Genomic DNA, 24,045 nt, shown 5'->3' with positions numbered 1-24,045 from the left:
GGCCATGAGCAAACAGCAAAACGCCCTTTACGCTGAGGCAGGTGCCAATTTCGCCCCTGCGATCGCCCGCCTGGCTCACGCGATGGAGCGGCAGCCAGACCAGGCAGCAGAGCTTGTGCAGGAAATCCATCTTGAATTGTGGCGCAGCTTTGCCCGTTTTGAAGGGCAATGTTCGCTCAGTACGTGGGTTTACAGGGTGGCGCACAATGTCGCTGCCGACCATGTCGGACGCCAGAAACGTGGCATGAAAACCGTGCCGCTAGACCAGTTCGAAACGCTTCCTGCCGTCCATGACACAGAACGCGGCATTGCCGAAAATCACGCCATGGCACGCGTTTATCATCTGCTGCAGCGCATTCCGTCCATCGACGCGCAAGTGGTGCTGTTGTGGCTGGAAGGGCAAAGCGGCGCCGAAATTTCCGCTATTACCGGATTGGGCGGTTCAGCCGTTTCGGTCCGCATTCACCGGGCCAAGGCCATGATAGCCGAAGGCTTTCACACCCATAATGAGGACATGTAAGACCATGACAAATCCCCCAATCCCCGGCTGGACCGCACAGGAACAGGACGCGCAATTTATGTTGCCCGGTGCATTTGCGTCCAAGGCATCAAAGTTCGAACGCAGCATCAGGCGCCGTAACTGGTTTGAATTTGGCGCTGGCAGCATAGTGATTGCCGTTTTTGCGACTGTCGCATGGTTGACTGCCGATATTGCCAGCACGGTCATGATGGCTGCCTGGATTGCAATCATGATCGGCGTGTTTGTGGTGATGATCAATCTGGCGCGTTTCGGATCGAATCTCCAGCGGCTGCCGGAACTTGACTGCCGAACCCATTTGCGCGGCCAGCTCGCCCGGCAGAGCACTGCGCTCAAATCAGTCTGGCTCTGGTATCTCGGCCCATTGGTGCCCGGCATAACCTTGCTCCACATTGCCCGCGTTTATGAATTCAGTGCCAAAATGGGCCTGCTGGATGCCATCATTTACGTTACGCCTTCGGCCCTTTTTACGGTCGTCATTTTCGCGGCGGTACATTGGCTGAACTTGCGGGGGGCAGCGCGGCTCGACGCGGAAATTGACGCGCTCGATCAACTGGGTCAATTTTAAACCCCACTGCTGCCCTTGCCCTTTGCGACGGGGCGTTTTAACCCGCAGCTTGAATTCAAGTTGCACAGGAAAACCCATGACCGAGCGTTTCGAAGGCACCCAGTCTTATATTGCGACCGAAGATCTGAAAGTTGCGGTAAACGCAGCAGTCACGCTGCGGCGTCCGCTGCTGGTCAAGGGGGAGCCGGGTACGGGCAAGACAGTGCTGGCGCATGAAGTGGCCAAGGCCATGAATGCGCCGCTGATCGAATGGAACGTGAAATCCACCACCAAGGCGCAGCAGGGCCTGTATGAATATGATGCGGTTGCGCGGCTGCGTGATGGCCAGCTTGGTGAAGAGCGGGTCCACGATATCTCGAACTACATCAAGAAGGGCAAATTGTGGGAAGCATTCACCAGCCCCGAATTGCCGGTGCTGCTGATCGACGAAATCGACAAGGCCGATATCGAATTTCCGAACGATCTGTTGCAGGAACTCGACCGGATGAGTTTCGATGTTTATGAAACCAAGGAGCGGATCGTGGCGAAAGACCGCCCGGTCATGATCATCACGTCAAACAATGAAAAGGAACTGCCCGACGCATTTCTGCGCCGCTGTTTCTTCCATTACATCAAATTTCCTGACCGCGACACGATGCGCGAAATCATCGACGTGCATTTTCCCGATATCCAGAAAATCCTCGTCACCAAGGCGATGGATATTTTCTACGAAATCCGCGAGGTTCCCGGCCTCAAAAAGAAGCCCAGCACGTCAGAACTGCTGGATTGGCTGAAACTGCTGCTTAATGAAGACATGCCCCTGGAAGTGCTGCAGGACCGCGATCCGGCCAAGGCGATCCCTCCCATGCATGGTGCCTTGCTCAAGAACGAGCAGGACGTGATGCTGTTTGAACGTCTGGCCTTCATGTCGCGGCGTCAGGGCGGCTAAGTCCAGGCTAAAAGTTCAAGGGCTTGCCTGCTCATTCGTCGAATGAATAGGCAAGTTCGAAGTCACCCCAGCGCCTGCCGTTGATGATCAGCGGCACATAGACATTGCGGACGACGACATATTGCTTGCCGTCGCCTTCCTGCCGGTAAACCGCCATCATGTATGGCGCGGTGCTGCGTTTGGCCTTCTGGTCCAGCGCGTCGAAGATGATCCGGCCATTCCGGCAATATTTGGTGTCATGCGCCAGATCGCCCGTGGGCTGGCGCGAATGTTCCGTGACATGGGTCGGCAAAAAGCCGTTCATATCAGCTTGCGAACACATTCTGATCGGCGCGCCCTCGCCTGCGATCCGGTCGATCAGGGGGCGCCAGTTGGCGTCGGCCCAATCGCTGAAGCGGGTCCGGAAACGGGGCGGATTGCTGCCGGGCACTTGCTGATAATCATGGTCAAACAGCGCCTCCATCGACAGCAGGCCGCCGGAAATGGCGGTTTCTGCCCGATGGGCGATTTCGCGTGCGGCATTTTGCGCCCGTTCGACGATGTTGCTGTCCTTGGCCGACAGACCTGCCTTGACGATGCCGTCAAACATTTCGCTGGCGGTCAGTTCCAGTTCGTTCATCCGGCGGTTGGCACGCACCAGTTTGCCTTCATTCTCGATGGTGGCGGCGTCGAAACTTTCCAGCACATCCTGCACCTTGTGGACATGGCCGCTGATGGTGCCGGTGGCACGCGCTATCTGGTCGTTCTGACGGTCAACTTCCTCGACCAGTTCGGCAACGCCCTCGATGGTCTGTTCAATCTGGACGACAGAATTCTTGGCTTCCCGGCTCGCTTCAGCGCCGCTTTCGATCTGGGCGATGACGCGTTCCGCCTCGCCGCCGAGGGCATCGATGGTGCGGGCAATTTCCTCGGTCGCCTGGCGGGTGTTGTTGGCCAGCCCTTTGACCTCATTGGCCACCACGGCAAAGGTGCGGCCTGCATCGCCGGCCCGCATGGCTTCGATGGTGGCATTCAACGCCAGAATGTTGGTGGTTTCGGCAATCTGGTCAATATCCTGCGAACAGCGGCGCACCTGTTCCATGGCAGCAGCAAACCCGGTTACGTGCTGGGACAAGGTATCTACCAGTTCCAGCAGGTCTGAAATGCGGCCAAGCGATGACTGGATCAGCTCCGTGCCCTGGCCCAGACGTTCAATTGCCCGTTCCGACAATAACCGCGCCTCGTCGCTGGCTTCTGATACCTTGCGCTGGTCTGCCTCGAGCGCATGGACAGTGCCTTGCAGCGCGCCATGTTCGGCCCGCAACTTTTCCGAAGAATCGATGACTGACTGGACGATGCCGGCCACATCCGAACAGCCCACGGTCACTTCGCCGCAGCTTTCCGGGATCATGTCGATGGACTGCCGTGCGGCTTTTTCGAATGTTTCGTGCTTCATCTGACTTTGGCCCCTGAAATCTATCGGTGGCACCTAACGCAATTATAGTTATCTAAGGGTTAAGTGACGCCACTAAATCCTTGCAGGACCGCCATTGACCGAACAAATTGACGATGCTGCAGCGGCAGACCGCCAGATTGCGTCACGCACGAGTGCAGCAGCGACCCGGTTTGCCGGTATCCGGCACCAGTTGGAAAGTTTGGCGCCCGCGCCTGGCGCTGCGGCATGGATTTATGAATTTCTGCTATTCGGCTTCAAACAGGCATGGGCGTGTCTGTTTGGCGCGCTGATCCTGGGGCTGCTGCTGGCAACGCATCTGTTTTATCCCGATGGCGCTGCGTTGGCGCGTTATGATTTTCTCACCATCGCAGCGCTGCTGATCCAGCTTGGCATGATCGTTTTTCGTCTGGAAACACTGGATGAAGCCCGCGTAATCCTGGCATTCCATGTGGTTGGCACGGTGATGGAACTGTTCAAGACAGCGGCCGGGTCATGGATCTATCCTGAAGCGAGCCTGCTGCGGATTGGCGGTGTGCCGCTGTTTTCGGGCTTCATGTATGCCGCGGTGGGCAGTTACATTGCGCGGATCTGGCGCATTTTTGATTTCCGCTTCACCCATTATCCGCCCGCATGGACTACCTTCGTGCTGGCGGCGGCGATTTATGTGAACTTCTTCGCCCATCATTACCTGCCCGATATGCGCTGGTTGCTGTTTGCCCTGCTTGCGGCGCTGCACTTGCGGACACGGATTTACTTCACTGTCTGGCGGGCAGAACGGTGGATGCCTTTCCTGTTGGCCGCATTTCTGGCAGCAATGTTCATCTGGTTTGCCGAAAACATTGCCACATTCTCGCGGGCATGGACCTATCCTGATCAGGAGAAGGTCTGGCAGATGGTATCCATCACCAAGCTGGGGGCGTGGTATCTGCTAATGTACATCTCCTTTGTGCTGGTGGCAGCCGTGCACAAGGCCCAAGCCCAAGTTCAGCCCCACCAGCAGGCTGCATAGGGATAGATTTGCGCTCTGGCGCAGATGCGGAACGCAGGTTAGGAAGAACCCATGTTTTTCGATTTTATGGACGAGCTGCGCGCAGCAGGCATCAAGGTTTCTTTCAAGGAACATCTGACCCTGCTGGAAGCGCTGGACAAGGATGTGATCGAGCAGACGCCCGAAGCATTCTATTACCTCAGCCGCGCGACCTTCGTGAAGGATGAGGGCCTGCTCGACCGGTTTGACCAGGTGTTCAACAAGGTGTTCAAGGGTATTCTGACTGATTACGGTCAGCAGGCCGTGGATGTGCCCGAAGACTGGCTGAAAGCAGTTGCCGAGAAATTCCTGTCCCCGGAAGAAATGGAAGCGATCAAGTCACTGGGTGACTGGGACGAGATCATGGAGACGCTGAAGAAGCGGCTCGAAGAACAGGAAAAGCGCCATCAGGGCGGCAACAAATGGGTCGGCACTGGCGGCACTTCGCCGTTTGGTAATTCCGGTTACAACCCTGAAGGCGTGCGGATTGGCGGCGAAAGCAAGCACAAGCGCGCCATCAAGGTGTGGGAAAAGCGTGAATTCCAGAACCTCGACAATACGCGGGAACTGGGCACGCGGAACATCAAGATGGCGATGCGGCGCCTGCGGCGGTTCGCGCGCGAAGGTTCAGCTGACGAGCTCGATCTGGATGCCACCATCGATGGCACGGCCAAGCAGGGCTGGCTGGACATTCATATGCGGCCCGAACGGCACAACGCCGTAAAGCTGCTGCTGTTTCTGGATGTTGGCGGGTCGATGGACCCGTTCATCAAGCTGGTTGAAGAATTGTTCAGCGCGGCCACCGCGGAATTCAAGAACCTGGAATTCTTCTATTTCCACAACTGCCTGTACGAAGGCGTATGGAAAGATAACCGCCGCCGCTGGGCCGAACGCACGAACACGTGGGATATCCTGCATAAATACGGGCATGATTACAAAATCGTGTTTGTCGGCGATGCCGCGATGAGCCCCTATGAAATCACCCATCAGGGCGGCTCTGTCGAACATATGAACGAAGAAGCGGGCGCGGTGTGGATGAACCGGGTGACCAACACCTATCCCGCCACTGTCTGGATGAACCCGGTGCCGGAAAACCAGTGGAATTATTCGCAATCCACCAAGATGCTGAAACAGCTGGTCAATGACCGGATGTTTCCGCTGACGCTGGAAGGGCTGGACGAGGCCATGCGCGAACTGAGCCGGAAGCACGGATAGGGGACACAGCGATGGCGGGGGCAAGGGGAAATCGGTCGAGTTCAATCCTGTGGTCGGTATTCTTCGGGTTCACCGCAATTGCGATTGCTCTGAACTGGTCCCCCCGCCTGATCGATTTTGACAGTGCCACGGGTGCCATCCGCCTTGTCCTGATCAGCGTCTGGATCGCATTTACGGCGTATTCGCTGCATTGCAGCCGGCACGAGAACCTGTTTCAAACCGTGGGGAAGATGAGCCGGCTTTATTGGGGCCGGCAGATCGGTATCGATCTGTATATCTCGGTCTTTCTGTCGATTGGCCTTGTCTATCTGGTCACGGGTTCGCCTGTGCAGACCTTGTTCTGGGGGCTGGCGTTCATACCGTTTGCCAATCAGGCGATCCTGCTGTTCGTGATCCTCTATCTCGACCGGATTTTCGCACTGTCGGCAGCAGCCCTGTAAATTTGCGAATGCCAGGCTTCAGCCTGAATGCTGAGGCCGATGTTCAATACAGCAGATGTCTGGCGATGGTTTCAGTCCATGCGGCTTCGTCTGCGCTGGCAATCCGGTCCAGATCATCCGGCCCCAGCGCCGCATCATCGACCCATTGACGAAGGATCGGCCCGCCGTTGATCACGTCAATCGCCAATCGGTCCAGTTCATATTCGTAAGGAAAATTCCGCCACAGATCGTAATCGGGATGGAGGTTGCGAATGGCCTTGAAAGCCAAAGCCTGCAAGCGCCACGGACGGAACGATGCGTGATCGTATAACGGCCCTTCGGCATGGATCATCAGCGCGCTGCACAATTGCCCCTGATGCTTGTGAAAAGTCGGCTCGATATAACATTCGCGTAAGGCGCATCCAGCCAGCCAATGCGGCGCCATGCGCTTCATTTCGGCATGGATTTTCGCGGCATCAAGGTCGGGCGCGCCCAGCAGAACTTCCAGTGGCCGCGTGGTGCCCCGCCCTTCACTGATGTTTGCGCCTTCAATCATGACTGTCCCTGCGTAGGCGCGGGCCATATTGATATTGGCAGCATTGGGACTGGGGTTGATCCACACGCGGTCTTCCGGCCAGCCGAAACCGGGTGCGGATGCTGGCTGCCATCCGGTCATTTCCACGACGTTGTAATCAACCTTCAGGCCGAAATGTTCGATAAACCAGTGGCCCATTTCGCCCATGGTCAGACCATGACGCATCGGCATCGGCCCGGCCCCGACGAAACTTTCCTGACCTGTCACCAGCAAGGTTCCCTCAACCGGTCTGCCAGCCGGATTGGGCCGGTCCAGCACCCACACTTCCTTGCCGTGCTTTTCCGCTTCTTCCAGCAGATACAGCAGCGTTGTGACAAAGGTGTAGATCCGGCAGCCAAGATCCTGCAAATCGAACAGGAACACATCCGCGCTCGACATCATCTGGCCAGATGGGCGGCGCACTTCACCATACAGGCTGAAAACCGGTATCCCGTAATGCGGATCGGTTTCATCCGCGGTTTCGACCATATTGTCCTGCTTGTCCCCCTTCAGCCCGTGCTGGGGGCCAAATGCTGATGTCACATTGATGCCCGCAGCCATCAGCGCATCCAGCGAATGGGTCAGATCCGCAGTCACCGATGCAGGATGGGCCACCAGCGCCACGCGCTTGCCGGAAAGGCGGGCTTGGAGTTCCGGTTCGGCCAGCAGTCGGTCAATTCCGAACAAGACTGTCATTTCGAATTCTCCGACAGATGCAGCGCGCGGCAGACATCGCTGTGAAATTCCGCCTTGCCCGGCTGAAAAGCCAGCGCCCAGAACTGGATGTTGCCATCTGCATCTTCGACAATGGCATTCAGCGCCACCTTGGCCGGAAGCGGCAGGGTGGATGAAATTTCTGCCGCAAGCGTCATGGCCTGTCCATCATGCCGAAACGCAATGGTGACAGCGGCCGGCGCATCGCGCGAATTGATCCGGAAATCGTCAAAATCATAACTCGCCCATTTGCTTGACGGGGACAGGTTGAATTCCCGGTAATCCGGCCCCTCACCTTCCCAGAACACTTCAAAACAGGTGGTCTTCCACAAATTATCCATCCGTTCCGGCGCGGCCTCTGCCGGGATGACGATTTTGTCCATTTCGCCAGTTACATGGAAAGATACGCGGCAACCGGCGTCGGTCGGCTCAATCGCGGCGCTGATCGTGGTTACAGGGCCAGCGGCGCAATCAGGATGGAGGATAAGGGTCTGCATCACCCCCCTATTGCCGAGGCGCGAACCCCTTTCAAGTGACGTGCTGTGCGATGTGGGGGCAAAGCCACTTGGGATGCGGCAATTTCGCTGCTAGACGCCCCGCGTCATGACCCAATATTCATCCCAGCTTCTTCGCCTGCTCGACGAGCGTGGCTATATTCACCAGACCACGGATGCAGCGGGGCTGGATGCGCTGGCGTCCAGCCAGATCGTGCCGGGATACATCGGGTTTGATGCCACCGCGCCGTCCCTCCACATCGGCAGCCTGGTGCAGATCATGATGCTGCGGCGGTTGCAGCAATCAGGCCACAAACCCATCGTGCTGATGGGCGGCGGAACCACCCGCATTGGCGACCCGACCGGCCGCGACGAAAGCCGCAAGATGCTGGATGATGCGACGATCGACGCCAATATCGCATCAATCCGCACAGTATTTGAAAAGCTGCTAACATTCGGTGACGGCCCGACCGATGCTGTCATGGTTAATAATCAGGACTGGCTGGGGAAGCTGGGATATATCGAACTGTTGCAGCAGGTTGGCACACATTTCACGGTCAACCGGATGCTGACGTTTGATTCGGTAAAACTGCGGCTCGAACGCGAACAGCCGATGACGTTTCTCGAATTCAATTACATGATCCTTCAGGGTTACGATTTCCGCCATCTGGCCAAAACCATGGGCGTGCGCCTGCAAATGGGCGGATCAGACCAATGGGGCAATATCATCAATGGTATTGAACTGGGCCGACGGATGGACGGCGTGGAACTGTTTGGCGTCACTACGCCGCTCATGACCACTGCCGATGGCGCGAAAATGGGTAAATCAGCAGGCGGCGCAGTGTGGCTGAACGAAGCGCAATTGCCCAATTACGATTTCTGGCAATATTGGCGCAATAGTGATGACCGCGATGTGGGCCGTTTCCTGCGCCTGTTCACGGACCTGCCGCTGGAAGAAATTGCCGCGCTGGAAGCGCTGAAAGGCAGTGCCATCAATGATGCCAAGGTGGTTTTGGCCAATGAAGTAACCAGGCTGGTGCGCGGCGATGCCGCCGCGCAAACCGCGTCCGCCACTGCGGCAGCCACCTTTGCCGGTGGCGGGCTGGGTGATGATTTGCCCACGCTTTCCATTGGCGGGGAAGGTATGGGCATAACCGCCATTTGCACTGCCATCGGTTTCACCCAGTCCAATGGCGAGGCCAAGCGCAAAGTGGCTGAAGGTGCGGTCAAGCTGGACGATGTGGCCGTGACTGACCCGTCGAAATTGGTGGTTCTGGCTGATGGCGAGACGATAAAATTGAGCCTTGGCAAAAAGAAACACGGCATTTTGCAGAGCTAACCTGTTGAAACATTTGCCACTGTCCCGAAGTGGGACAAACGGGTTTTACCAAATATCAGCCTTTTGCAGCCATCACTGCCTTCCAAGCAAAAAACCAGGAAGGTCGGGATCACGTGTCTGTCGGAGCACAATTGTCAGTAACTGATTTGCGGCGTGCGGCGCGGCATCCGGTCGATGTGCCGGTGATTGCCGAACACAGCGCACGCGGCGATATCAAGCTGCATGTCAGCAACATATCCGCCCATGGTTTCATGGTGGATGACGGTATGTCGCTGGAACGTGGGGACCGCGTAATCATTCGCTTTCCAGTAATCGGGCGGATCGAAGCCTATGTGATCTGGACGCGGGACAATCGCGCGGGCTTCCAGTTTGAACGCATCATCCGCCTCGACGATTTCATGCTGATGATCGATACGTTGCAGCCAAACCCGAGGCTGCGCAAAACCCGCTGATCTTGCCGGACAAAATTTGCTTGTGCGGTGGGCGTCACTGATTGCTTGCAAATTACATCTGCTGCCTGTCATGGCAGCCGGGTGATCGAGGCTTCATCCCCACCCTATAAAACTCCGCTGTCGATACCCGATTACCGGCGGTATTGGGTGGCGCGCTTTCTGGCCGTTTTTGCCACCATCTCGATGGTCGTGCTGATCGGCTATCAAACCTATGATGTGGCCCGCGCCGATTATGGCATGGACCGGGCAGAGGCTGCCTTCCAACTCGGGCTGCTGGGGCTGGCGCAATTTATTCCGCTGTTGCTGCTGACGCCTGTGGCAGGGATTGCGGCGGACCGGTTTGACCGGCGCATAGTGGTGTTGATTGCCAATCTGGTCGATGCCGGCATTGCCGCGGTGCTGGCTGTGATGACCATGCAGGATGCGCTTAATCTTCCGATATTGTTCACACTGGCCGCATTGCACGGCGCTGCGCGGGTGTTCAACGGTCCGGCGTTAAGCGCCATCGCGCCCAATATCGTGCCGCCGCGGCTGCTGCCGCGCGCTATCGCGCTGGGCTCCATTGCCTGGCAGGTGGGCAGCGTTATCGGGCCGGGTGCTGGTGGCCTGCTGTTCGAATATTCGCCATCCTTTCCGCATTTTCTGTCCGCCGGTTTGCTGGTGGTTTCGGGTGTGCTGATCATGACTGTCCGGCCGGTGCGGGCCAGACATGAAGGGCCGCCTGTCCATCCGGTGCGGCAGATTGTGCTCGGTTTCCAGTTTGTAACACGCGAGCGGTTTTTGCTGGGCTGCATCACGCTCGATCTGTTTGCGGTTCTGATGGCAGGCGCAACCGCGCTGTTGCCGGTCTATGCCCGCGATATTCTGGGCGTGGGGCCAGATGGCCTTGGCTTCATGCGCGGCGCCATTGCCGCAGGCGCCGCCATCGTGGCCCTGATCCTGTCGGTCCGCCCGCTGGAAAAAAACGTCGGCGTGAAAATGTTATGGTCGGTCGGCGTGTTTGGCGCGGTCACCATCGCCTTTGCATTGTCCCGTGATTACATGCTGTCGCTGGCACTGCTGGCCATGCTGGGGGCGACAGACATGGTCTCTGTCTTCATTCGCTCCTCGCTGATCCAGTTAAACACGCCTGATTCCATGCGCGGGCGCGTTTCATCCATCTCCGGCCTCGCCATTTCCGCATCAAACGAACTGGGCGAAATGCAATCCGGCCTTGCGGCTTTGGTGCTGGGCGCAACAGGCGCGGTTGCATTTGGCGGCGCGGGGGCGATATTCATAACCTTACTATGGGCGTGGTGGTTTCCTGAAATCAGGAATGCAAAGACCTTCTCGTCCAAATATCTTGATGATGACCCGACCCGGGAGAAACCAGTATGAAAGCCGCATCTGTCCTCGCCACTATTGGCAACACAGCCCATATTCGCCTGTCGCGGATGTTCCCTGACCATGAAGTGTGGATCAAGTCGGAACGGTCCAACCCCGGCGGGTCGATCAAGGACCGCATTGCGCTCGCCATGATCGAGGCGGCTGAACAGTCCGGCGCCCTGAAGCCGGGCGGCACCATTATCGAACCAACATCGGGCAACACCGGTGTGGGCCTTGCGATGGTGGCCGCGGTCAAGGGGTACAAGCTGCTGCTCGTAATGCCGGAATCCATGTCGATCGAGCGCCGCCGCCTGATGCTGGCCTATGGTGCCAGCTTCGACCTGACCGACAAGGCCAAGGGTATGAAAGGCGCGATTGAGCGGGCGCAGGAACTTGTCGCCCAGACAGACGGCGCATGGATGCCGCAGCAGTTCGACAATCCTGCCAATGTCGCGGTGCATGTGGCAACAACCTCGCAGGAAATCCTGACAGATTTCGCGGACGAGCCTATTGATGTGATGATCACCGGTGTCGGCACTGGCGGGCATCTGACAGGCTGTGCAGAAGAGCTGAAACGCCACTGGCCCAGCATGAAAGCCTATGCGGTGGAGCCGGAACTGTCCCCGGTAATTTCTGGCGGGCAGCCCGGCCCCCACCCTATTCAGGGAATTGGCGCAGGCTTCATTCCCGGCAATCTGCACACGCAGGCAATTGACGGTTCAATCCAGGTGGATGCGGAAATGGCCAAGGAAATGGCCCGGCGCTGCGCTGCTGAAGAAGGCTTGCTCGTCGGCATATCGAGCGGGGCAACATTGGCCGCCATCGCCAGGAAACTGCCCGATCTTGCACCTGGCACACGCATTCTGGGCTTTAATTACGATACTGGCGAAAGATATCTTTCGGTACCGGATTTCCTGCCAACCGAATAGTTCACCCAGCTTACCCCATGAAAAGGCTCACCAGAAAAAACGGGTAAATGTGAATTTTGGCCAATAAAAAGGCGGGCTGCCCGGATGGGTAGCCCGCCTTTTTCATTCATGCCTGCAATCAGGCTACGGTTGCAAAAGCATCTTCGCCCAGCGCCATCATGGATGCCGAACCGCTTTCCAGCTTGCGCCGCAGCGCGCCTGCATCAGGAATGAACCGGTCAGCATAATACAGGGCAGTGGCAATCTTGGCTTCGTAAAACGCCTTGTCATCAGTGCCTTCTGCCAGTTTCGCGATGGAAACCTTGGCCATTCGCAGCCACATCAGGCCCAGCGATACGATGCCCATGATGTGCATGTAATGGTGCGCGCCCGCGCCCAGGTCATTGGGGTTCTGCATGGCGTGCTGCATGAACCACATGGTCGCCGCTTTCTGTTCGCCCAGCGCCTTGTCCAGCGCATCTGCAATGGGTTTAAGCTGTCCATCATTGCGCGCTTCGGCAATTTCACCGTCCACCGTGGCAAACAATGCCTGAATGGCAGCGCCGCCCTTTTGTGCCAGCTTTCGCCCGCACAGGTCCATTGCCTGAACACCGTTGGTGCCTTCATAAATCATGGCAATGCGGGCATCGCGCACGAATTGTTCCATGCCCCATTCGGTTACATAACCATGCCCGCCAAACACCTGCTGCATGTTTGTGGCGACATCATAGCCCTTGTCCGTGCCATATCCCTTGATCACCGGGGTCAGCAGGCTGATGATCATGTCTGCCTTGGCACGATCTTCTTCGGTCTCGGCCTTATGCGTCAGATCAACCTGCAGCGCGCCCCACAGGGCCAATGCCCGCATGCCTTCAGTAAAGGCCTTGGCATCCATCAGCATCCGGCGCACGTCGGGATGAACAAAGATCGGGTCTGCCTGCGCCTGCGGTTCTGCAGGGCCGGTCAGCGCCCTGCCCTGCCGGCGATCCAGCGCATAGGCGACGGCGTTCTGATAAGCGATTTCTGCTTGTGCCAAGCCCTGAATGCCCACGCCCAGACGGGCAGCGTTCATCATGATGAACATGGCAGCAAGGCCCTTGTTCTCTTCACCGACCATATACCCCTTGGCGCCATCATAATTCATGACGCAGGTGGCGTTGCCGTGGATGCCCATTTTCTCTTCGATGGAGCCGCATTGTACGGCATTGCGGTCGCCCAGATTGCCCTCGTCATCGACCAGCACCTTGGGCACGATGAACAGAGAAATCCCCTTGGAACTGTCAGGCGCGCCCGGTGTCTTGGCCAGCACGAGGTGGATGATATTGTCCGCCAGGTCATGTTCACCTGCGGAAATGAAAATCTTGGTGCCGGTGATGGAATACGACCCGTCAGCCTGCGGTTCTGCCTTGGTCCGGATCATGCCCAGATCGGTACCGCATTGCGGTTCTGTCAGGTTCATCGTGCCCAGCCATTCGCCGCTGATCATCTTGTGGAGATATTTCTCCTTCTGTTCGGGCGAACCTTTGGCGATGATTGCTGATACTGCGCCGGTTGTCAGGCCAGGATACATGGCAAATGCCTGGTTGGATGTGGCCATGAATTCCTCGACCACAAAGCCCAGCACATGGGGCATGCCCTGCCCGCCAAATTCCTCCGGCTGCGCAATGGTGCCCCAACCTGATTCGCGATATTGCACGAATGCTTCCTTGAACCCCTTGGGCGTGGTCACTGTGCCGTCGGCATGGCGGGTGCAGCCTTCATGGTCGCCGCTCTGGTTCAGCGGATGCAGAACTTCAGCGCAAAATTTGCCTGCTTCATTAATGACCGTATCGATCATGTCGGCAGAGGCATTTTCAAAACCGGGCAGATTGGCATAGCTTGGCAGATCGAGCAGTTCATTCACGATAAACCGGGTGTCACGCGTCGGGGCGGTATAGATTGGCATCTTGTGGTCCTTGCTTAAAACTGGGAACTGAAAGTTGAGAGGCTGACTCAGCCTTCTGCTTCAAGTCGTTCAATTTGCTTGATGAAGTCGGTCAGTTCATTGATTGATGAATCAATATCATCGCGCTGGCTTTTCAGCTTGGCAACGTGACGGCGACAGCGGTCAATCGTCACCCGGCGCTGTTCTACGCGCCCGTCATCCAGATCATAGAGATCAATCATTTCGCGGATTTCGGTCAGGCTGAAGCCGACATTCTTGGCCCGCATGATCCATGCCAGCCGTGCCCGGTCCCGCTTTGAATAGACGCGGGTCAGCCCCACCCGTTTAGGGGCAACCAAGCCTTCATCTTCATAGAAACGGAGGGCCCGCGCAGTGCAGTCAAATTCGGAAGTGAGATCGGAAATGCTGAACTGTTCGCGCAGCAATTTGTCGGGCCGTTCAAGATGCGCGCCTGCATGGCGCGTGGGCGTATTGGCTGTTTGCATCTCTGAAATCCCGGCCTGTTCCTGTTCGATCAACACTACCGGGGTGTAAATGACCTTTACGTAAAGGTCAAGTGTCCAGCGCGTGCAGCTTTCCTCCGTCCAGTTTGCGGTAAAAACAGCTCGTGGCGCCGGTATGGCACGTGGGGCCGGCTGCCTCGCACATCAGGACAAGTGCGTCCTGATCGCAGTCGACCAGGATAGAATTGACCTTCAGAATGTTGCCGGAGCTTTCGCCCTTCATCCATAACTTGCCGCGCGAACGCGAGTGGAAATGGGCCACGCCGGTCTCGATCGTCTTGTCGATCGCCTGCTGGTCCATGAAAGCCAGCATGCGGACTTCCTTTGTTGCCTCGTCGATGACGACCGCGCTGAGCAAGCCTTTGTCATCAAATTTGGGCATGAAATCGCTGCCCGTTTCACGCTGCGTTTTCAGCTCCGATATGTCGGCCATTGGTGCCCTTTCGAATAAAGAATTTGCGGATCGGCGCGCATAAGAAATATTGTTGCAATATGACAACAGGCCGGGGGCAAAATATGTGCGAAACGCACAAGGCGCTATCCTGATGCATCAGCTAATGGAATGTATCGCACGTGGCTCGCAAGGGCCACCCACCGAATGACGGTACCATCAGAGTGCCAGGTTCAGGGGAATATGGAGCTGCTGCCCGCTTAACGGCGTTGGCGCCTCCAAACGATGAGGGATTGGACCTCGGCAGCCTTCTGGGGGGATGGTTGCCATGCTGCAAGGCAGGTCCAACATTATTCGTCACGTGGCGCCCGGGACCTCAGGTCTCGGGTGTTTCGTTTTATCCGGCCCCGGTCAGCACTTCATCCAGCACACGGGCAAAACAGGCAATTCTGATCTCGTCTGCGCCCGCGGCCTGCAATGCCCGAACACAGCTGTCACTCGTTGCCCCGCTGGTCAGCACATCGTCCACCAGAATTACGTTTTTGCCGGCAACCCTGGATGCCATCTTCGGCGGAACGCTGATGGCATTGGCCAGCGCGCGTGCGCGGGCGTGGCGGCCAAGACCTGCCAGCGGCGGGGTTTTCTTGTTTCGCCTGAGGGCCTGCAATTCCAGTCCGGCCCCTGTCAGCGCGGCAAGTTGCTGTGCCAGCAGCCCCGCTTGGTTGTACCCCCGCCCCCAAAGACGCCAGCGATGCAGCGGAACTGGCACCAACAGCCAATTTTCATCGGCATAGGAAAGCTTGCCAGCCATCAGCCGGGCCAGCATGGGCGCAAGCGCAATCCGGCCGCCATGTTTGAAGCTGAGAACCAGTTTGCGCGAGGCGTCATTATAGATGGTGCCAGCCGCAATGCCGCCGTGGCGCGGCGGATTTTGCAGACAGGGCGCGCACATTGCGCCTTCTTCCATTGATTCGTTTATGAAAGGGCGCTGACAGGTGCTGCACCATGGTTCCGCAGGGATTTGCAGATTGCCCCAACAAGGGCCGCACAGGCCGTTTTGCTGCGCGATTGCACCCCCGCACAAGGGGCATCTTGGCGGATAGACAAGGTTGACCAGCGGCGCCAGCGATTCAGAAATGGTTTGCGCCCATGCCATCTCTGGCCACGTTGCCGTGCTTGCGCGCAAGGTGCAAGCACGGCAATGGGCGAGCATGGCAAACCAGCGCGTCCCCCGCATTTTCAACCCTGCCCGCCGCCGCGCCATTCGCCAGCGCGCGGCGCGCCTATCGGCGGCTGATCCGGCCGCAAGTTACATATTGGCTGATATGGTCGAGGATACGCAGGAACGGCTCGCTTTCATGCGTCTTGCGCCCACGCGCAGTCTGGTGATCGGCGATCGTCATGGCGAAATGGCAGCGCATTTGTCAGCTGAAGGCAGCGAAGTTGTTTCCGTCGATCCTGCTGATTTCGACGAAGAAGCGCCGCTGCCATGGGGCGCGTTTGATTTCATCGCTAGCCTGGCAACGCTGGATACGGTAAATGATCTCCCTGGCGCCCTTATTCATTTGCGCAATGGGCTGGCCCCGGGCGGGGTGTTGATTGCCAGCCTGCTGGGCGCTGGCAGCGCACCTGCGCTTCGCAGTGCCATGCTGGCCGCCGATGCGGACCGCCCAGCAGCCCGGATGCACCCGATGGTGGACAGAAGAGGCGGTGCAGATCTGCTGCAACGCAGCGGTTTTGCAAGGCAGGTGGTGGATTCCCGTTCGCTTGACGTGCGCTATGGCAGCATGGATGCGCTGGTGAATGACATGCGGGCGCAAGGCATGACCAATGCGCTGGTATCAAGCCCGCCGCCGCTGGGCCGTGCCGCGCGGGAAACAGCCCGCCAGCATTTCATCAGCCAGGCTGATGATGCTGGGCGGGTAACCGAAACATTCGAAATCCTGACCCTGACGGGGTGGAAATCCTAGCGTAGCGAAGCCTGCGCTGCTGCCAGCCGCGCAATAGGCACACGGTAGGGCGAGGCGCTGACATAATCGAGCCCGACTTCCTCGCAGAATTCGATACTCGCCGGATCGCCGCCATGTTCGCCGCAAATGCCCAGCTTGATGTCGCTGAAAGTCTCGCGGCCACGATCGGCAGCCATGCGGACCAATTGACCGACGCCATCGATATCCAGACTGACGAAGGGATCGCGCGGGAATATACCCTTTTCCACATATGGCGCCAGGAAACGGGCCGAATCGTCCCTCGAAACGCCCAGCGTTGTCTGCGTCAAGTCATTGGTGCCGAACGAGAAGAACTTGGCTTCATGGGCAATTTCTCCTGCCATCAGCGCAGCACGTGGCAGTTCGATCATGGTGCCGACCAGATAGTCCACTGACCGGCCCCTGTCGGCAAAAACCTGCAGCGCCACACGGTCCACCAGGATCTTGAGGATTTGCAATTCGCGCCTGCTCGCGACCAGCGGGATCATGATTTCAGGCACGGGCGCCTCGCCCGATGATTCCGCAACATCGCAGGCGGCTTCGAATATGGCGCGCGCCTGCATCTCGTAGATTTCAGGGTAGGTGATACCCAGGCGGCACCCACGGTGGCCCAGCATGGGGTTGAATTCGTGAAGTTCAGCGGCCCGGCGCTTCAGATGGTCCACGCCCAGCTGTGTTACATCCGCCAGATCGGCAAAATCCGCATCAGCGGTGGGCAGAAATTCGTGGAGAGGTGGGTCGAGCAGCCTGATTGTGCACGGCAGCCCTGCCATCACCTCGAAAATCTGACGGAAATCGTCACGTTGTTCCGGCAGCAGCTTGGCCAGCGCCTTGCGCCGTCCGGCCTCGTCTTCAGCCAGGATCATCTGGCGCACAGCGCTGATGCGCCGGGCATCGAAAAACATGTGTTCCGTGCGGCACAGGCCAATGCCCTCGGCACCAAACTGACGGGCCATGCGGCAATCATCAGGCGTTTCGGCATTGGTGCGCACGCGCATTCTGCGGTGGGCATCGGCCCACACCATCAGCGTGCCAAAATCACCGACCAGTTCCGGTTCCACCGTGGGAACCAACCCTGCCATGACTTCGCCCCGGGCACCGTCCAGCGTGATGGTATCACCCTCCTTGAGGTCGGCATCGCCGATTTTCAGAGTGCGGGTTTTAAGGTCGATAGACACTTGCGACGCGCCTGAGACGCACGGGCGGCCCATGCCGCGCGCCACCACTGCCGCATGGCTGGTCATGCCGCCGCGGGCTGTTAGAATGCCCTGCGCTGCATGCATTCCGTGAATATCTTCCGGGCTTGTTTCCACCCGCACGAGGATGACCTTGTCACCCCGCGCTGCAAGCTGTTCAGCCATATCGGCGTCCAGCACGATCTTGCCACTGGCAGCGCCGGGCGACGCTGGAAGACCTTTGGTCAGGATGTTGCGCGGCGCATCAGGGTCGAGCGTGGGGTGCAGCAACTGGTCGAGCGCCATCGGGTCGATCCGTAAAACGGCCTCGCGTTCGTCAATCAGCCCCTCGCCCACCATTTCAACTGCCATTTTGAGAGCAGCCTTGGCAGTGCGCTTGCCTGAACGCGTCTGCAGCATCCACAGGACGCCTTCCTGCACCGTGAATTCAATGTCCTGCATATCGCGGTAATGGCGTTCCAGCAGATCAAACACGCGGGCCAGTTCCTCGTAAGCCTCCGGCATGGCTTCTTCCATGCTCAGCGGCTTGGCATTGGCAGCCTCGCGGGCAGCTTTGGTCAGATATTGCGGGGTGCGGATGCCTGCGACTACATCTTCGCCCTGCGCGTTGATCAGATATTCGCCGTAATAGGCGCGTTCCCCTGTCGCCGGGTCGCGTGTGAAGGCAACGCCAGTTGCGCTGGTATCGCCCATATTGCCGAACACCATTGCCTGCACGTTGACCGCAGTGCCCCAGTCAGATGGAATATCATTCAGCCGGCGGTAAACCTTGGCGCGGTCAGCATCCCAGCTATCAAATACGGCGGAAATCGCGCCCCACAATTGCTCGTTCACGTCGAGCGGGAAGGAATGGCCCAGTTCCTGTTCGACGATGGACTTATATTCCGTAACCAGCGCTTGCCAGTCTTCAGCATCCATCTCGGTATCAGCATAGAAGCCTTTGTCTTCCTTGGCGATTTCCAACGCTTCTTCGAACAGGCCGTGGTCCACCCCCAGGACGACATCGGCATACATCTGGATGAACCGGCGGTAGGAATCCCACGCGAAACGTTCATCGCCCGATGTCGCCGCAAGCCCAGCCACCGTGTCATCATTAAGGCCAAGGTTCAGCACGGTGTCCATCATGCCGGGCATCGACACCCGCGCGCCCGAACGAACTGAGACCAGCAGCGGATCATCCTTGCTGCCGAAGGTTTTGCCGACAGTCTTTTCAATATGTTGCAGCGCGGATGCGACATTGCTTCGCAGGGTATCGGAAAAGTCGGAGCCGCCCGCCAGATATTTCACACATTCTTCGGTTGTGATGGTGAAGCCCGGCGGGACCGGCAGGCCGATTTCGGCCATTTCGGCCAGGTTGGCACCCTTCCCGCCCGTGATGGTCTTGTCCTTTGCGCGTGGATCATCGGATTTCGCGGTGCCGCCGAAAGTATAGACCGAATTGCTCATTGAAAGGGCTGCTTTCCTGAAGTGAGTGACACAGATGAAAGGCTGCGATGAATCGCGCTTATCCTTCAATCCTGGAAAAATCGGCAACGCGCTGAACTGCGTTGCGGAAACGGTCGAGCAGGTTGAGGCGCGATGCGCGCTTTTCCCTGTCCTCATCATTGACGGTTACATCATCGAAAAATGCATCAATCGGCGCCCGCAGCGATGCAAGCGCGGCCATGGCCGCGGCGAAATCTTCCGCCTTGATCGCGGCTTCTGCGCCGGGTTCCGCATGATCGAGCGCTTCGATCAGCGCCTGTTCCGCAGGTTCCGGCGTGTAGGACAGGGAAGAGGAACGGCGCTCTGCCATCTTGGCTGCAATCACCGCTTTCATGTCAGGGTTGTCGACCAGCGCGAGAGGATCTTCCTCGCCTGTATGGGCGATTTCACCCTCGATACCGTGCCAGTCTTCCTTCTTGAGAATATTGGCCGCCCGTTTGTACCCCGCAAGGAGGTTGGTGCCATCTTCGGTAGCCATGAACGCTTGCAAGGCAGCAACGCGCTTTACCATACGGACATTGTCACCGCCGGTTTCAACAGACGCAACCGCGTCAATCATGTCGTGGCGGATACCGGCATCCCGCTGCTGCACCTTTAGGCGCTCGAGGAAGAAGCTGGCCACATCTTCGCCAACATTGGGACGCCCTGATTGCTCCGCTGCGTTGACAAGATCCCTTACCGAAGTCCGTAGGCCATTTTCCAGTATCAGGCGCAGGATGCCCAGTGATGCCCGACGCAGCGCGAATGGATCCTTGGACCCGGTCGGCTTTTCATCAATCTGGAAGAACCCTACCAAAGTATCCAGCTTGTCCGCCAAACTCACCGTCACTGTCACCGGCTCGGTTGGCACGTCATCACCTTGCCCGACTGGCTTGTAATGATCGCGGATGGCGTCGGCCACGGCATCGGGCAAGCCTTCGGCGCGGGCGTAATATCCGCCCATAAGACCTTGTAATTCTGGAAATTCACCAACCATTTCTGACACGAGGTCTGCTTTGCACAATTCTGCTGCCTGCCGCGCCAAGGCGGGGTCGCAATTGGGCACGATGCCTTCGCTGGCCAGCCATTCGGCCAGTTTTGCCACGCGTTCGACCTTGTCGGCCACGGTGCCAAGCTTTTCGTGGAAGGTAATCCGTTCCAAACCCTTGGCGTGCTCGACCAGCGTTTTCTTCCGGTCCACATCCCAGAAAAACCGCGCGTCCGACAGGCGTGCGGCGAGGACTTTGCGGTTGCCATCGACGATCGCCGCGCCGCCATCTGCTGCATCGATATTGGCGGTGCAGATAAAGGCATTCGCAAGTTTGCCGTCCTGTTCGCAGACGAAATATTTCTGGTTCACCCGCGCTGTCAGCTGGATGGTTTCTGGCGGCACTTCCAGGAAATCTTCTTCAAACCGGCCGAGCAAAGGCACGGGCCATTCGGTCAGGCCCGCATTTTCCACTACCAGCCCTTCATCTTCCACCAGACCCAGCCCGGCATCGGCGGCGGCCTTTGCTGCGCCGGAGCGGATGATCGCCTCACGTTCAGCATGGTCCACCACAACATGGCAGGCGCGCAGTTTTTCCGCATAATCATCCGCGCCGCCGATTGTGATGGGGCCGCTGTGGTGAAAACGGTGGCCCATCGTCGCGTAACCTGACGTCACGCCGTCAACTTCGCATTCCACCAGCTGATCGCCCAGAATGGCGACAATGCCCGACAGGGGCCGCACCCAGCGCAGGCTTTCCGTGCTGAGGGACGCGGCGCCCCACCGCATGCTCTTTGGCCAGGGGAAGCTGCGAATGATGGCCGGGATTGCGTCGGCCAGCACATCGCGCACAGCCTTGCCCGGCTTGTTGATCACGGCAAACCAAGTTGGCCGGCCTTTGACATCGCGCAGTTCAAGCTGGTCCCGCGTCACGCCGTTCTTGCGGCAGAAACCGTCAATCGCCTGATCAGGCGCGCCTTCTGGCGGGCCTTTGGCTTCTTCGCTGACCGCTTCGGTCTGCTGCGGCAGGCCGCGTGCAATGAGGGCAAGGCGGCGCGGCGTGGACCAGACGGTAATTTCGCCCAGCGACACGCCCGCAGCGTCCATCTGGGCGTGAAAGAGCTTCTCCAGATCGGCGCGCGCGCCTTTATGCATCCGTGCGGGGATTTCTTCGCAGCGCAGTTCGAGCAGGAAATCGGTCATGCTGACCACTCCGGGAATGCCTGCGCCCACCGATCAGCATTTTTCGCCATGTAAACCTGGCACGAACCGCGCGCCAGATCGCGCACCTGGCCCATGTAACTGGCGCGTTCCTGCACCGAAATTACGCCGCGGGCCTGCAACAGGTTGAAAATATGGCTCGCCTCGATTGCTTGTTCATAGGCGGGCAGCGGCAATTTGGCAGTCAGGCAGTTCTGGCATTCCGCCACCGCTTTCCTGAACAGGTCGAACAGCGCCTCGGTGTCGGCCACTTCGAAATTCCACGTGCTCATCTGTTTTTCATTTTCGAGAAACACATCGCCGTAACTGACGCCGCGCCCGTCGAAATTAAGGTCGTACACATTGTCCACGCCCTGAATATACATGGCGAGGCGTTCCAGACCGTAAGTGAGTTCCCCTGCGACAGGCTTGCAATCATAGCCGCCCATCTGCTGAAAATAGGTGAACTGGGTCACTTCCATCCCGTCACACCAGACTTCCCAGCCCAGACCCCATGCGCCCAGCGTGGGCGATTCCCAGTCATCTTCGACAAAGCGGATGTCATGCTTCAGCGGATCGATGCCGATGACGCCCAGGCTTTGCAGGTAAAGCTCCTGCAAATTCGCGGGGCTTGGCTTCAGGATAACCTGATACTGGTAATAATGCTGAAGCCGGTTGGGGTTTTCGCCATAGCGCCCGTCAGTTGGCCGGCGGCAAGGCTGCACAAAGGCAGCATTCCATGGTTCCGGCCCCAGCGCGCGCAGGGTGGTTGCCGGATGAAAAGTGCCCGCCCCCATGCGCATGTCATAGGGTTGCAGGATAAGGCAGCCATTCGCGCTCCAGAAATCGTGGAGTGCCAGGATCATGTCCTGAAAGCTGTTGGTCGGATCGCGTGTCATCAGATTGCCCGTCATTATGCGAAGGGCTTTGGCGGATGGCCGAAACGGGGTCAATGCCGCACTGCAACACACGCGCCAAACATCAGCGCTGCGGATGCCAAAATGACATGATATACCGACTTTATGTCAGGTAGTGTTGACATAGTCAGCGAATCACGACATAAAGTCAGCACAACCTGACATAAGGAAGTTCTTTTCGATGCTCACTCTCACCGCTGACCAAAAAGCCGCCATGGTCATCACTGCTGCATTCATGGGCAGCGCTGCCATTATTCTTCACATTGCCGCCATCGCCTTTGATCTGGCCGACTTCCTGCGCGGCCTCAGCATTGGCCTCGCACTGGTAAGCCTCGCCATTTTGCTCATCGGCAAACTGCGTGACGAATATCTTGATGGCCTTTGGAAACAGGGCGCATCCGCGGCCTTTGCGACCACGGTGGTCTTGTTTCTTGTTCGGCCCTTCATCATCGAGGGCGCTTTTACAGGCATTGACGGAGCGCGCCTTGTCGAGGCTTACGCCGCGCTTGTCGCGCCAGCGGCCATCCTTGCATTCTTCGTCGGCTTTTATGGTGCCAGATTGCGGAACCCCGCATGAAAAACCGCCTCAAGGTTCTGCGCGCAATGCGAAACTGGAGCCAGGCGGAACTGGCAGTACATCTCGATGTCTCTCGACAGGCGGTTAACGCCATAGAGACCGGCAAGCATGACCCGTCGCTCCCCCTCGCCTTCAAACTCGCCCGCCTTTTTGAAATGCCCATCGAGGAGATTTTCGATGACCAATCCTGATGCCAACATGCCGAACGCCGATCTCGACATGGCTACGCCCACAAACGTCCCATCCATGGCTTTGCTGGTTGCCTTGATCGCTGCCACCGTGCTGACCACCGCATTCGGCGCTGGCGTGGTCACAGGCTTCACCGATGCTGGTGGCGGGGACAGCCCCACGGTTCTGGCGGCGATTTACGCTGTCTGGATAGCCATTGTCGGCGGATTTGCGCTGTCTGCCGCCAGGGTTTGGCTGAAGCGCGCAAATGGCAGTAAAGAACCGCTTTCACGCAGCACGAGGCGGTCACGCAGCTTGATGTATGTGCTCGTCGCATTCAGTGCGGTGATCGGCATGTTTCTGGCCTACTTCGCGCCCGAAGGCACGTCGCTGCTGTCTGATGGCCCGATCCCGGCCTATCCCGCGCTGATCTTGATCATGTTGTGGCTGGTAGGTGGCCCGATTGTCACCATTCTGTGGTGGCGCATGACTGATGAACATGACCGGGCCAGCTATGTCGATGGTGCGAATATCGCCGGTCATGCCTATCTGTTCATCACGCCGGGCTGGTGGGTCGCTACACGTGCCGGGCTGCTGCCAGAGCAGAACCCAATGGTGTTGCTGCTGATTGTCGCAGTCATCTGGTCTGCCGTCTGGTTTTATCGCCGATATTCTTGATTTTGTTCCAACCCACATTCAGCAAATTGAAACATCCAATCCAGGAAAACATGC

Annotated in this window: 24 protein-coding genes; 14 read left to right on the top strand and 10 right to left on the bottom strand. The window is 58.0% G+C overall.

Annotated features, from left to right (window positions below; translation table 11 throughout):
• The first annotated feature begins 4 nt into the window (after positions 1–4).
• The 3 genes from GRI44_RS04815 (at position 5) to GRI44_RS04805 (ending at position 2,034) form a co-directional block, all read left to right on the top strand.
• Positions 5–520: an RNA polymerase sigma factor gene (locus GRI44_RS04815; protein ID WP_160600276.1), complete on the top strand. Its 516-nt coding sequence runs from the start codon at positions 5–7 to the stop codon at positions 518–520.
• Positions 521–524: 4 nt separating this feature from the next.
• Positions 525–1,106: a hypothetical protein gene (locus GRI44_RS04810; RefSeq protein ID WP_160600275.1), complete on the top strand. Its 582-nt coding sequence runs from the start codon at positions 525–527 to the stop codon at positions 1,104–1,106.
• Between the two features lie 76 nt (positions 1,107–1,182).
• The gene (locus GRI44_RS04805) at positions 1,183–2,034 is read left to right on the top strand and encodes an AAA family ATPase (protein WP_160600274.1); all 852 of its coding nucleotides are present in this window, start codon (positions 1,183–1,185) and stop codon (positions 2,032–2,034) included.
• Positions 2,035–2,065: 31 nt separating this feature from the next.
• Here GRI44_RS04805 and GRI44_RS04800 read toward each other — a convergent pair whose 3' ends face one another.
• On the bottom strand, positions 2,066–3,469 hold the full coding sequence (locus GRI44_RS04800) for a methyl-accepting chemotaxis protein (protein ID WP_160600273.1): 1,404 nt from the start codon (positions 3,467–3,469) through the stop codon (positions 2,066–2,068).
• A gap of 136 nt (positions 3,470–3,605) precedes the next feature.
• Here GRI44_RS04800 and GRI44_RS04795 point away from each other — a divergent pair, with 136 nt between their 5' ends.
• The 3 genes from GRI44_RS04795 to GRI44_RS04785 are packed head-to-tail and all read left to right on the top strand — an operon-like array spanning position 3,606 to position 6,151.
• Positions 3,606–4,478, top strand: a complete 873-nt coding sequence (locus tag GRI44_RS04795) for a DUF817 domain-containing protein (RefSeq protein ID WP_160601288.1) — start codon at positions 3,606–3,608, stop codon at positions 4,476–4,478.
• Between the two features lie 51 nt (positions 4,479–4,529).
• Positions 4,530–5,711, top strand: coding sequence for a vWA domain-containing protein (locus tag GRI44_RS04790; RefSeq protein WP_160600272.1), 1,182 nt, complete (start codon positions 4,530–4,532; stop codon positions 5,709–5,711).
• An 11-nt stretch (positions 5,712–5,722) separates the two neighbouring features.
• Positions 5,723–6,151 (top strand): hypothetical protein, encoded by a 429-nt coding sequence (locus GRI44_RS04785; RefSeq protein ID WP_160600271.1) that lies wholly within the window; start codon positions 5,723–5,725, stop codon positions 6,149–6,151.
• Positions 6,152–6,194: 43 nt separating this feature from the next.
• On the opposite strand, the gene GRI44_RS04780 is transcribed toward GRI44_RS04785, so the two are convergent.
• Positions 6,195–7,400 (bottom strand): exo-beta-N-acetylmuramidase NamZ family protein, encoded by a 1,206-nt coding sequence (locus GRI44_RS04780; RefSeq protein WP_160600270.1) that lies wholly within the window; start codon positions 7,398–7,400, stop codon positions 6,195–6,197.
• Positions 7,397–7,915 carry a DOMON domain-containing protein gene (locus GRI44_RS04775; protein ID WP_160600269.1) on the bottom strand — a complete coding sequence of 173 codons (519 nt, stop codon included), beginning with the start codon at positions 7,913–7,915 and terminating at the stop codon, positions 7,397–7,399. The genes GRI44_RS04780 and GRI44_RS04775 overlap by 4 nt, the downstream gene beginning before the upstream one ends.
• A 106-nt stretch (positions 7,916–8,021) precedes the next feature.
• Between GRI44_RS04775 and tyrS the strand changes: the two genes are divergently transcribed.
• The 4 genes from tyrS (at position 8,022) to cysK (ending at position 11,997) form a co-directional block, all read left to right on the top strand.
• Positions 8,022–9,251: a tyrosine--tRNA ligase gene (gene tyrS, locus GRI44_RS04770; RefSeq protein WP_160600268.1), complete on the top strand. Its 1,230-nt coding sequence runs from the start codon at positions 8,022–8,024 to the stop codon at positions 9,249–9,251.
• Positions 9,252–9,364: 113 nt separating this feature from the next.
• Positions 9,365–9,703: a PilZ domain-containing protein gene (locus GRI44_RS04765; RefSeq protein WP_160600267.1), complete on the top strand. Its 339-nt coding sequence runs from the start codon at positions 9,365–9,367 to the stop codon at positions 9,701–9,703.
• A gap of 81 nt (positions 9,704–9,784) precedes the next feature.
• Complete coding sequence (locus GRI44_RS04760; protein ID WP_408609184.1) at positions 9,785–11,080, top strand: MFS transporter; 1,296 nt, start codon at positions 9,785–9,787, stop codon at positions 11,078–11,080.
• On the top strand, positions 11,077–11,997 hold the full coding sequence (gene cysK / locus GRI44_RS04755) for a cysteine synthase A (RefSeq protein WP_160600266.1): 921 nt from the start codon (positions 11,077–11,079) through the stop codon (positions 11,995–11,997). Before GRI44_RS04760 ends, cysK begins: the two co-directional genes overlap by 4 nt.
• A gap of 118 nt (positions 11,998–12,115) precedes the next feature.
• On the opposite strand, the gene GRI44_RS04750 is transcribed toward cysK, so the two are convergent.
• The 4 genes from GRI44_RS04750 to GRI44_RS04735 form a co-directional block, all read right to left on the bottom strand.
• Positions 12,116–13,921: an acyl-CoA dehydrogenase C-terminal domain-containing protein gene (locus GRI44_RS04750; RefSeq protein WP_160600265.1), complete on the bottom strand. Its 1,806-nt coding sequence runs from the start codon at positions 13,919–13,921 to the stop codon at positions 12,116–12,118.
• 47 nt (positions 13,922–13,968) lie between these two features.
• Positions 13,969–14,406, bottom strand: coding sequence for a MerR family transcriptional regulator (locus tag GRI44_RS04745; RefSeq protein ID WP_160601286.1), 438 nt, complete (start codon positions 14,404–14,406; stop codon positions 13,969–13,971).
• 67 nt (positions 14,407–14,473) lie between these two features.
• A complete protein-coding gene (gene hisI, locus GRI44_RS04740) occupies positions 14,474–14,857 on the bottom strand; it encodes a phosphoribosyl-AMP cyclohydrolase (RefSeq protein ID WP_160600264.1) in 384 nt (127 codons plus the stop codon).
• 355 nt (positions 14,858–15,212) lie between these two features.
• Positions 15,213–15,971 (bottom strand): ComF family protein, encoded by a 759-nt coding sequence (locus GRI44_RS04735; protein WP_160600263.1) that lies wholly within the window; start codon positions 15,969–15,971, stop codon positions 15,213–15,215.
• Positions 15,972–16,026: 55 nt separating this feature from the next.
• On the opposite strand from GRI44_RS04735, the gene GRI44_RS04730 reads away from it, so the two are divergent.
• A complete protein-coding gene (locus GRI44_RS04730; RefSeq protein ID WP_160600262.1) occupies positions 16,027–16,785 on the top strand; it encodes a methyltransferase domain-containing protein in 759 nt (252 codons plus the stop codon).
• Here the strand turns inward: GRI44_RS04730 and ppdK are convergent.
• The 3 genes from ppdK to GRI44_RS04715 are packed head-to-tail and all read right to left on the bottom strand — an operon-like array spanning position 16,782 to position 22,550.
• Positions 16,782–19,445: a pyruvate, phosphate dikinase gene (gene ppdK / locus GRI44_RS04725; RefSeq protein WP_160600261.1), complete on the bottom strand. Its 2,664-nt coding sequence runs from the start codon at positions 19,443–19,445 to the stop codon at positions 16,782–16,784. The two genes, GRI44_RS04730 and ppdK, sit on opposite strands and share 4 nt — an antisense overlap.
• Before the next feature lie 58 nt (positions 19,446–19,503).
• Complete coding sequence (gene glyS / locus GRI44_RS04720) at positions 19,504–21,654, bottom strand: glycine--tRNA ligase subunit beta (protein ID WP_160600260.1); 2,151 nt, start codon at positions 21,652–21,654, stop codon at positions 19,504–19,506.
• A complete protein-coding gene (locus GRI44_RS04715; RefSeq protein ID WP_160600259.1) occupies positions 21,651–22,550 on the bottom strand; it encodes a glycine--tRNA ligase subunit alpha in 900 nt (299 codons plus the stop codon). Before GRI44_RS04715 ends, glyS begins: the two co-directional genes overlap by 4 nt.
• A 199-nt stretch (positions 22,551–22,749) precedes the next feature.
• Between GRI44_RS04715 and GRI44_RS04710 the strand changes: the two genes are divergently transcribed.
• Genes GRI44_RS04710 through GRI44_RS04700 form a run of 3 tightly spaced genes read left to right on the top strand, consistent with a single transcriptional unit; the run spans position 22,750 to position 23,991 of the window.
• On the top strand, positions 22,750–23,145 hold the full coding sequence (locus tag GRI44_RS04710) for a hypothetical protein (RefSeq protein WP_160600258.1): 396 nt from the start codon (positions 22,750–22,752) through the stop codon (positions 23,143–23,145).
• Complete coding sequence (locus tag GRI44_RS04705) at positions 23,142–23,336, top strand: helix-turn-helix transcriptional regulator (RefSeq protein WP_160600257.1); 195 nt, start codon at positions 23,142–23,144, stop codon at positions 23,334–23,336. Before GRI44_RS04710 ends, GRI44_RS04705 begins: the two co-directional genes overlap by 4 nt.
• Complete coding sequence (locus GRI44_RS04700; RefSeq protein ID WP_160600256.1) at positions 23,323–23,991, top strand: hypothetical protein; 669 nt, start codon at positions 23,323–23,325, stop codon at positions 23,989–23,991. Before GRI44_RS04705 ends, GRI44_RS04700 begins: the two co-directional genes overlap by 14 nt.
• Positions 23,992–24,045 lie beyond the last annotated feature (54 nt).

Origin of the sequence: Allopontixanthobacter confluentis, from assembly GCF_009827615.1 — a bacterium.
Classification (GTDB): Bacteria; Pseudomonadota; Alphaproteobacteria; order Sphingomonadales; family Sphingomonadaceae; genus Allopontixanthobacter; species Allopontixanthobacter confluentis.
This window is presented reverse-complemented; position numbering and strand designations above follow the sequence as displayed.